The 10029-nt window shown below is 55.8% G+C and carries 10 protein-coding genes; 7 read left to right on the top strand and 3 right to left on the bottom strand.

What is annotated here, in order from left to right; all coding sequences use genetic code 11:
* Nucleotides 1-1092 (bottom strand): methyl-accepting chemotaxis protein (locus tag AAC035_RS13555; protein WP_339805046.1); only part of this gene is annotated, 1092 nt, incomplete at its 3' end.
* A 296-nt stretch (nt 1093-1388) separates the two neighbouring features.
* Between AAC035_RS13555 and AAC035_RS13560 the strand changes: the two genes are divergently transcribed.
* The 6 genes from AAC035_RS13560 (at nt 1389) to AAC035_RS13585 (ending at nt 7142) form a co-directional block, all read left to right on the top strand.
* On the top strand, nt 1389-3173 hold the full coding sequence (locus AAC035_RS13560) for a phosphodiesterase (RefSeq protein WP_339805048.1): 1785 nt from the start codon (nt 1389-1391) through the stop codon (nt 3171-3173).
* 164 nt (nt 3174-3337) lie between these two features.
* Nucleotides 3338-4858, top strand: a complete 1521-nt coding sequence (locus tag AAC035_RS13565; RefSeq protein WP_339805050.1) for a diguanylate cyclase — start codon at nt 3338-3340, stop codon at nt 4856-4858.
* 119 nt (nt 4859-4977) lie between these two features.
* On the top strand, nt 4978-5136 hold the full coding sequence (locus AAC035_RS13570; RefSeq protein WP_339805051.1) for a hypothetical protein: 159 nt from the start codon (nt 4978-4980) through the stop codon (nt 5134-5136).
* A gap of 169 nt (nt 5137-5305) precedes the next feature.
* A complete protein-coding gene (locus tag AAC035_RS13575; protein WP_339805052.1) occupies nt 5306-5608 on the top strand; it encodes a YkgJ family cysteine cluster protein in 303 nt (100 codons plus the stop codon).
* Nucleotides 5608-6330 carry an SGNH/GDSL hydrolase family protein gene (locus AAC035_RS13580; protein ID WP_339805053.1) on the top strand — a complete coding sequence of 241 codons (723 nt, stop codon included), beginning with the start codon at nt 5608-5610 and terminating at the stop codon, nt 6328-6330. Before AAC035_RS13575 ends, AAC035_RS13580 begins: the two co-directional genes overlap by 1 nt.
* A gap of 143 nt (nt 6331-6473) precedes the next feature.
* Nucleotides 6474-7142, top strand: a complete 669-nt coding sequence (locus AAC035_RS13585; RefSeq protein ID WP_339805055.1) for a glutathione S-transferase — start codon at nt 6474-6476, stop codon at nt 7140-7142.
* Nucleotides 7143-7192: 50 nt separating this feature from the next.
* Here the strand turns inward: AAC035_RS13585 and AAC035_RS13590 are convergent, their stop codons facing one another.
* Complete coding sequence (locus AAC035_RS13590; protein WP_339805057.1) at nt 7193-7801, bottom strand: TetR/AcrR family transcriptional regulator; 609 nt, start codon at nt 7799-7801, stop codon at nt 7193-7195.
* 222 nt (nt 7802-8023) lie between these two features.
* Between AAC035_RS13590 and AAC035_RS13595 the strand changes: the two genes are divergently transcribed.
* Nucleotides 8024-9355: an NAD(P)-binding domain-containing protein gene (locus tag AAC035_RS13595; protein WP_339805058.1), complete on the top strand. Its 1332-nt coding sequence runs from the start codon at nt 8024-8026 to the stop codon at nt 9353-9355.
* A gap of 38 nt (nt 9356-9393) precedes the next feature.
* On the opposite strand, the gene AAC035_RS13600 is transcribed toward AAC035_RS13595, so the two are convergent.
* The coding region (locus tag AAC035_RS13600) for an EAL domain-containing protein (protein ID WP_339805060.1) at nt 9394-10029 on the bottom strand (636 nt) is incomplete at its 5' end.

A 10029-nucleotide genomic window follows, 5' to 3' on the forward strand; every position in this document is an offset into this window, starting at 1 on the left:
GATCCTGGACGTAGATTCTGTCAGTTCCTGAATCGAACCGGATACCCGTTCGATGACTTCCACCGTATGCTCCGCGGCCGATTCACTGTTTCTGATGCCAGACTGAATGTCCGAGTTGGCGCTAACGGCACCTTCAATGATTTTCCGGGACGCCCCGGTTGATTTTTCAATCGCCACAGCCTGGTCGGCAATGGCTTTCATCGAATGGCTGACATCCTTGATCTGGCGATGGGTGGTTTGAGAGGCTGCCTCTAGCTCCTCCGCCTGGATATTCAGGCGCCCGGACCGCTGGTTGAGGCTTTGTGAGACGGCCCTGACATCGCGAACAAACACTTCAAACCGGCCGACCAGACGAACCAGAGCCGCCACGACCCCGGCCACTTCGTCTACCCCGGTCAATTGCGGTGGGTTAGCGAGGTCCGAACACTCATCCATGATGTGAAGGTCCCGCTCGATCCGTTGCAGCCGACCAATGACAATTTTCCTCAGCCAGAGGGTCATTAAACCGATGACCAGGAGAAAAATGACAAAGCCGGCAATCAGTGTGGTCTGCTGACCGCTGAGATAGGCCAGCAGTTCGCTGGATTCCCGTCCAATCCGCGCACGACTCGCTTCTTCCCGCTCACGGATGCTTTCCAGCATGGGCGACAAGGCAGGAAAGAGCTCAAAGTCGACGACTCTTCCCGCCTGATAGTAGCTTTTGGCATCGATTCCTTCCCCAAGCTTCTCCAGATAGAGGACCACCGGATCGAAACGGGTGGTGTTGTCGGCCGCCCATTTGGCCAGCTCCGGATTTCTCCCAACGGACCTCCATTTGGCGGGAATGGACTGTGAGAGCGTTGCAAATTCACCCTCAATCTCTTCCCAGAGCAACAACTGCCCTTTGACCATGTAGGAGAGATCCTGGAGTTTGCGCAGGTCCTGCTCGAGATCGTTAATCAACCAGGACTCGGTCAGGCGATTCTGTATCAGCTGCTCTGCGGCGTCTTCCGCCTTGATGATGATGGACCAGGACAACAGAGCCACAGCTGACAGCGCAAAGACCGAGAGAAACGAAGAAAAGAGTATTCTACTGCGAACAGTTCTGAGCATGGTGCCCCCCATAATCCAATGTCGGGCCGATAGTGGGCAGCCACCATGACAAATCCGTGACACTCACCGCCTGGAACGTTAAATTCGGTGAATTTTTGACTCTATTTTCAAAGGAGTAAGCCAATATAACGGCACCCCTGCAACGATGCTGTCATGTTTCTTACACAAAATACCGGGGTTATTTCGAAACTTGGCACAACCGGATATGAGCCAGTTGCATCAGCAGGTATGGGGCATGGGAAGGAGACATGCATATTGCCACCCCCAAACCTCACTCACATCCAGGAGTGACCGATATGCAGGACAGCCTCAGTCAGGAACTGAAACGCCTTCTATCTGATGAAAAAATTTCGACTCTCTTACAGCCCATCGTAAACGTTGATAAAAAGAACGTGTTTGGTTACGAGGCGCTCAGTCGTGGCCCCTCAGACAGCAGCTTGCATGGGGCTCAGATGCTGTTTGAAACCGCTGAGCGTTGCGGCCTGGCATCAGAGCTGGATGGACTCTGCCTCCGCACGGCTGCACGAAGCTGGTCTGGCCAGGGCACGCCACTTAAACTATTCGTCAACGTGAGCCCCGCCAAACTGATGCCACCGGAGTTCAAGCCCTCGCAGTTACGGGAGCTTCTGAAAACGAATCGGCTAAAAGCGTCGGATATCGTAATTGAACTCTCCGAGCGCTATCCCACCGCCGATCCGTCGGAACTTCTGAAAACACTCGCCTGGCTTAAGGCCGAAGGCTTTCTGATTGCAATTGACGATCTGGGCAGTGGTTATTCCGGGCTCAAGCTCTGGTCGGAGCTGAAACCGGACTTCGTGAAAATTGACCGGCATTTTATCCGGGATATCCAGGACGACCTCGTCAAACGTGAGTTCCTCCGGTCTGTGGTGGAACTGGCGGATCGGCTGGGTTGCAAGCTGATTGCTGAAGGGGTGGAAACAGATGCGGAGTTCCGAATCGTTTCCGGGTTAGGAATATCGTTGGTCCAGGGTTTCCTTTTCGGTCGGCCCAAACCATTTGCAACCGCTTGCCTTGAACCGCTAGGTGCTCAGCCTGACTCCGGGTTCACGATACCCCGACAGGAATCAGCCGGCTTGCTATGCGTTAGTGTCGAACCCATCACCTCAGACTCAACTCTCCAACATGCCTGGGAGCGGCTACAGAATGAGCCCGGGATGTTCGCGCTTCCGGTCGTAGACGACGGCAGACCCCTCGGTCTGCTTCACAAGTGGAGGATTCTGGAAACATTCAGCACCCCCTACGGCCGTGCGCTCTATGAAAAATGCCCGGTTACCCAGATGCTCAGTTCCGATGCCCTTGTTGTCGATCATGATCTGCCACTTGATGAAGTCAGTCAGCGGTTGATTGACGATGATGCTCACTACCTCAAGCAGCACTTTATTGTTACACGCAATGAACGATACGAAGGCCTCGGGTCCACCCGTGCCCTGCTTCAGCAAATCACCGCACAAAAAATTGAAAAAGCGCGTTACGCCAATCCTCTGACACAGCTACCTGGCAATGTCCCCATTCAGCAGGCGTTGGCTGCACGAACAGAAGATCGGCTTCCATTCACACTGATCTACTTCGACATCAACATGTTCAAGCCTCTCAACGATATGCTTGGCTACCGGGTTGGTGATCAGGTCATCCTTTTGCTCGCAGACCTGTTGCTGGATTTCTTCCAGAGCGACGGTGGTTTCGTGGGCCACATCGGGGGTGACGATTTTGTCGTAGTCAGCCAGTCGCCCCAGGCCATACCCAACGCCATAACCCTGCAAACACGTTTTGTCGATCAGACCCGGCGTTTTTATACCGATGACGTGCTGCGAAAGGGATTTGTGGAATCCGAGGACAGGAACGGGCAGATTAACCGCTTTCCGCTGGTATCTTTGGCTGCAGGAATAGTCGAAGTGGCTGCAGGTGATCTGCACACCGTCGATCAGCTGTCTGACGCGGCGAGCTACGCCAAAAAGAGAGCAAAGGCATCCACCGGTTTCCGCTATATAGATTCAACACGTGCCTTTGCTCCCGGTATCTTGGCAACCTCCGCGGACATCAAGCTGACTGAAGCGCAATAGCCAATACCCACCTGAAAACCCAAGGTCTTTTTCCCGGCCATTTTTCAATGCCGCACGCGTTTTTTTGATTCCTCAATGATAGTATTCAACTTTTATTGATGATTTACTGACACAGTCTCGGGCGCAGGGAAACAAGCTCCTTTCGGGTTTAACAGAGGTTTGTCTTGCACAACCACCGCCATACCATCATGTTCCCACTCGTCGTCGGGCTACTCTATTATCTGGGCGCTTACGTCGGCGTTCAGTTTGCCGCTCTGGAAAGTGGCATCGTCGTTCTCTGGCCGCCAAACGCGATTCTGCTGGCCGCCCTGCTGAGTCGTCCGCCCCGTCTGTGGTGGCCTTTGCTATTGGTGGTTGTGGTCGCAGAAGTGGCCGCCGACCTCGCTGTATTTACCATTACTCAGTCCCTGCTTTTTGCTGTCATCAACATCACCGAATGTGTACTGGCCACCAGTCTCATACGATATTTTCTGGGTGATGAAATGGACTGGCATAAACCCAAAGATCTCAGCGTTTTCCTGGTCACGGTGTTTTTCATCGCCTCACCCATAGCCGCCCTGGGTGGTGCCAGTGTCTATTCTCTGTTTTTGATCGGTGACACATCCTTTCTGACGTACTGGCGGCTCTGGTGGATTGGTGATGCCACCGGGCTGATCATCCTGACCCCCCTGTTTCATATGCTGCTCAATACTGGCCTGCCCCTGCGACCGGGAATAGCTCGACGGCCTCGCCATCTGGAGCTGTTTGTGGCCTGGGTTCTGAGCCTCATGGCCTGCTATCTGGTGTTCTCCTGGAACCTGCATTCGGAGGACTATCTGGCGCTGACGCCATTGGTGGTGATCCTGGCACCCATCTGGGTGGCTATTCGCTTCGGGCCCCTGTCCGCTTCGTTTATCACCGCTTCGGTCGCACTCTACGCCGCCTTTGCGACGGCTGCGGGCGCCGGCCCCTTTATTCGCGCAATCCCGGATCAGAGCGCACTGCTCACCCAGGAATTCGTGGTGTTGTTCACCGGGATGGTGCTTTATGTGGCCGCCTTTGTGTTTCAGAATCGTCAGAAAGGCTACGAACTTCTTACCGTTCTAGAAGAGCTCAGGCAGCTGAACGAGGTGCTGGAAGAACAGGTCCGGCTGCGCACCGGGGAACTTTTTGATGCCAATCAGCGGCTGCAAACGCTGGCTTTGACTGACGAACTGACCGGAATAGCCAACCGGCGGCAGACGAAAAATCTGGGGGAAGAAGAAGCGGATCGAAGCAGCCGCAGTCAGCGACCGTTCAGCGTCATAATGCTGGACATCGATCATTTCAAATCCATCAATGATCGTTATGGACACGAGGTTGGCGACCGCTGCCTGCATGCATTCACTCAGGCCATTGAATCGGTTCTCAGATCGGTGGATCACTTCGGGCGATGGGGAGGTGAGGAATTTCTGATCATCGTGCGGGATTCAGATCTCGTAGATCTGGAGCGGCTCAGCGTGAGGTTGCTTGACAGTATCCGGGCAATTTCGATACACGATGAAGACCAGACCATTACCTTCACGGTATCCATTGGCGTGGCTGAGTGGCATGGCTGCAGCTTCGATAAACTGGTATCAGAGGCCGACGACGCCTTGTATCGGGCCAAGGAGCTGGGGCGCGATCGGGCGGAGTTCTCCACGGCGACGAGACGCGTTCCCCAGTGATTCAGGCGTTGTTAAGTTCCGCTAATGTGCTCGCCTATTTACTCCGACAATTTTTTTCTGTATCAGGTATCATGGCCAACGGTAATGAGTGTTCAGCCAATACGAATCTGGAGAATAAAATGAGTAAAAAACCTGCAAAAGCCACACTGACAACGGCCACCATTGAAGAGCAGACAGCCGCTTTTTTGAAGTCCGGCGGCTCTATTGAGTATGTGGTCAAGGGTAAAAGCGGGCAGTACGCTTCCACAGGTTCCAAGCAGATCAACCTGAGCTCATAACACGCTTTTGTCGGAAGCACCCCGGTAAACCACCGGGTGGAAAGGCATTCCTGAGACCGCATTCGTCGGTAACAACTCAGGCTGCCTGCCGCCGACTATCCTGCTCCAACCGCTGATTCAGCACGCCCCCCTTTTCCAGACTTACTTCCCAGGCAGATCGGAGAGCCCTATGGCTGGTGCATGGTCACAGGTTGAAAACGTGATGGATGTAACCGACGCTGAAATCTCCTGTTCCAACTGCCGGGCCTGTTGTTGCCGGCTGGAAGTGATGATCATTTCCGACACCGGCGTCCCTGAGCGGCACATTGCAGTGGATGAATGGGGAGGTGAAACCATGTTGCGCCTGGAAGACGGCTGGTGCTCTGCCCTGGACCGCAATACCTTCATGTGCACCATCTATGAAAACCGCCCCTGGATCTGTCGGGAATTCGAGATGGGTTCCTACGAGTGTCGTGAAGAAAGAAAGAACTGATGCACGCTCCCTTCTGGCTGACCACCGCCCTGCTTTCACCGGTATTGCTTTACCAGGGCAAACGCGCACGCCGCGTTATTCCCCGGTTGCCAGAGGCCGTCGGTGAACCCTGTGGGCAACACGGCGATGGCACTGCGGATTTCCGGCTGCTGGTTATTGGCGAATCTACCGCGGCGGGTGTCGGGGTTGAAACTCATGAGCAGGGGCTGGCAAGTCAGTTGGCACTGCGGTTACATCAACGTACCGGCAAATCCATTGCCTGGCACACGTTTGGCGTGAATGGTATTCGCCTCGGTGACCTGAATCAGCAACTGGCTGTGGCTGAGCTCCCCGTTGCCGATGTGGTTTTGCTCAGCATGGGGGTTAACGACACCACCGGATTTACCCCGAGGTCCCGTTTCCTGCAGCAGTTACGTCAGTTGCGGGTATTCCTCGCGCCCGATTATCCTGCTCCGCTGCGGCTATTGAGCGTACCGCCCATGCATCTGTTCACAGCCATGCCTGCGCCACTCAGGCAGATGATGGGATGGCGGGCAAGGCAGCTGGACCGTATTTATCAGCAACTGGCACAACGGGCGCCTCATGACTTCAGTTACCTGGGCTACCCTGCGGTTACTGACACCACGCTACTGGCCCTGGATGGTTTCCACCCGGGTGAGAACGGCTATCGGATGATTGCAGAAGCACTGGCCGAAGCCAGCTGGCCCGGGTTATCTGAGTAACGATCTCAGCATCTCTGACCCTCACCTCAATGGGAGCGCTGTATCCGATTTCCTGCTGATCGCATACCGGATGTGAACCAGATACCCTCTTGCAGACTACACTGGTTAACCCGCTCATTTTTTAATGCCACCGGAGTATCTGCATGATCACAGTCCACCACCTTAATAATTCCCGCTCGCAGCGCGTTCTCTGGATGCTGGAGGAGTTAGGCGTGCCCTACGAGATCCAGCACTACGAACGGGATCCCAAAACCATGCAGGCGCCAGCAAGTCTCAGGAAAATACACCCGTTGGGCAAGTCACCAGTGATTACCGACGGTGATCTGGTGGTGGCGGAATCCGGCGCCATTATCGAATACCTGGCCCACACCTATGGCAAAGACACTATGCTGCCGGAAAGCGGCGGTCAGGCCTGGCTTGATTACACCTACTGGCTGCATTACGCCGAAGGCTCCCTGATGCCGCCACTGCTGATACGGCTGGTGTTTGAAAAAGTGAAGACCAGCCCGATGCCGTTTTTTATCAAGCCGGTGGCCAAAGGCATCGCCAACAAAACCAATGAGAGTTTCATCGGCCCGATGATCGGCACCCACATGGATTTTGTAGAAGCTCACCTGTCGAAGAACACCTGGTTTCTCGGGGACAAGCTCAGCGCGGCGGATATTCAGATGAGCTTTCCGCTGGAAGCTTCTGTGGCCCGGGGCATCGTCGGCAAAAGCCGGCCCGGTATCATCGCATGGGTGGAGCGTGTCCACGCCAGGCCGGCTTATCAGAAAGCACTCGAAAAGGGTGGCAAGTATGACTTTGCCTGAGTAGATGGCGAAGGTGAGCGGTGCGCTACCCGCTCGCCTGCCCCTTACCGTCACCTGCCTGCCGGTGTCTGCACTGAGAGCCCAACCACGGCTGTCGAGAAGGCATCCAGCGCCGCCTCTGCCATCTCCGTGTCGCGGTCTGCCAGCCAGCCGAGCACCAGGCCATCCATGCCACTGCTCAACATCCTTGCGAGTACCGGCCGGGGAACACTCCAGCCAGTACCGGTGGCGGATTCAATGGCCAGGGCCAGCCGCTCGCCCTGCTCGGCGTACTGACGGTACTGCCATGCGGCCAGATCGCTCAGCTCCTTATCCCGCAGCATAAACGTAGTCAGCTCATAGGCCGCCAGCTGCCGATCGGGGTGCTCAGTGGCATGTTTCCACACCCGTAACAGGCTCATCCGGATGCATTGTTCAGGGTCGTCACCAAAATCAGAAACGATCACTGCCGCATCGACCATGTCGACCACCATCACCCGCATCAGCTCACGATAGAGCTCCTGCTTGGATCGGAAGCAGTAATGGAATATGCCCTGCTGCATGCCGGCTTCCGCGCAGATCTCGCGGGTGGTTGCCCGCCGGATCCCGAGTCGGGCTATGGTACGAAATGCCGCCTCTACCAGCTCCTGACGGCGCTGAGTCACTGGTACCTGTGCCATTTTTCTCCCCTGTTAACGCCCTGATTGTGCGAGGTAACGCCATTTTTTTCAAAATAGACTGCGTGCTGTCTTATACACGATATCAGCCGCGGCAGGTATTTGGTCGTTAGACTTGGTCATTTGACAAACTTTGTTCGGCCTCCTATGTTCAGTGACAGGCTTGCGACCAGCAGCGGAATCAGAGCGCAAGCACTATTCCCTGTTCGCAAAAGGAGAGCACCTATGTCTTCCATCGACCGTAGTGACACGGTTTGTGTCGTTGGCGCCGGCCCTGCCGGTCTCGTGGTTGCCCGACAGCTTCGCAAAGCCGGCATCCCGTTCGAGGTATTCGAGCGCCACAGCGATGTTGGTGGCATCTGGGATCCGGACAACACCGGCAGCCCCATGTACCGGAGTGCCCATTTCATCAGCTCAAAATACAGCAGCGGCTTCGCGGGATTCCCGATGCCGGAGGAATTTCCGGACTACCCGTCCTGGCGCCAGATACTCGGCTACATTCGTGATTTCGCGAAGGCCGAGGATCTCTACCAGCACATCACCTTTAACACCGAAATAGCGCAGGCCGAGCCGCTTGACGATGGCCGTTGGCGGGTCACAAGCGACAATCAGCAATACATTTACCGAGCCCTGGTCGTGGCCCCGGGCGTCACCTGGCATCCGAGCCGCCCGAAGATCGCAGGCGAAGACCGGTTTGCTGGCGAGATCATGCATTCGTCCGAATACTTTGATGCGTCCACCTTCAGAGACAAACGGGTTCTCATCGTTGGCGCGGGCAACTCCGGCGTGGACATCGCCTGCGACGCAGCCGCCAACGCGGATGCCGCTTTTCTGAGTGTACGTCGGGGCTATCGCTTCCTGCCCAAGCATGTATTCGGCGTTCCCCTTGATGTCTTCATCAACCATGGTGGCCAGCCCCCCGCCGGCATCGCCATTCCTGAGGATCCCAACGAGCTTGTCGATGCCCTGGTGGGTGACCTGACCCGCTTCGGGTTACCGGCACCCGACCACGCCGTGCTCAGTTCCCACCCCATCGTTAATGACCAGATCATTCATCACTTCAACCACGGTGACATCGCCGCTAGGCCCGACGTTGAGAGGCTTGACGGCCATGACGTGGTTTTTGCCGATGGCAGCCGGGAACCCGTGGACCTGATCGTATTGGCGACGGGCTACGAGTATCGCGTCCCCTTTATCAACGAGGCGCTTTTCGAGTGGTCGAGCGGGCACCCACAGCTTTACCTGAACATTTTCCATCGCCAGCTCCCAACTCTGTCCATCGTAGGTTTCATTGAGTTCGCCGACGCCGCCTACCAGCGATTCGAGGAGATGGCCCAGCTGGTGGCCATGGATCTGTCACTGAAGGACAGGGAACTGGAGACCTTTACCGACATGAAGCGCAACCACCACCCGGATCTGCGGGGTGGCGCCGAGTACATTGATACCCCCCGCCACGCCAATTATGTGGAGACTCACACCTACCAGGCAGTGCTCGGTACGATCAGGGAACAATTTGGCGTGGAACCACTTGCAACCAGCCCAGCCGCTGTCATGTGAGGCAATGAACCGGGCCAAAGTTCCCTGGCCCCTTCCCTTCAGGAAGGCGTTTTTTGACGGTCCAGTTCCAGCAGCTTTTCGAAGTCATCCTTTCGCAAAGGCCGGGAAAACAAATAACCCTGGGCATAGTCGCAGCCAGCTCGGGAGAGAAACTGCAACTGCTCGTCCGTTTCTACGCCCACGCCAACCACCTGGACATTTATTGCGTGAGCCATTCCGATTATGCCGTCCATTATACGGTCGGCATCACCACCCTGGCCCGCGTCCCTGATCAGGTCCCTGTCGATCTTGACGCTGTCCATTTTGAACTCCTGAAGAGCTAACAGCGAGAACGGCTCGATTCCAAAATCGTCGATGGCCAAGTGAAGTCGCAAACCGGCCAGCCCCAGACTCTTGACCGGATTGAAACCGGTGGCGTGAATGTTGTTGATGGAGGCCGGGGTCAGTTCCAGAGTGATCCGGCTCTCATCGAGCCCCACCTGTGACAGGCGCGTTCGCCATTGTTCCACCAGACTTCGGGTAACAAACGAAGCCGGCGATTCATTGATGTTGATCGGAAAGGCCTCGTCACCGCGGTCGCGCCAGCGGAGTGAACAGATCACGGCCTGCTCCAGCACATAGGCGGTGATGCTGTCTGTCAGGCCGCTTTGCTCGGTAATGCTGAGAAAGGCGTC

Source organism: uncultured Marinobacter sp. (assembly GCF_963974375.1).
Taxonomy (GTDB): Bacteria; Pseudomonadota; Gammaproteobacteria; order Pseudomonadales; family Oleiphilaceae; genus Marinobacter.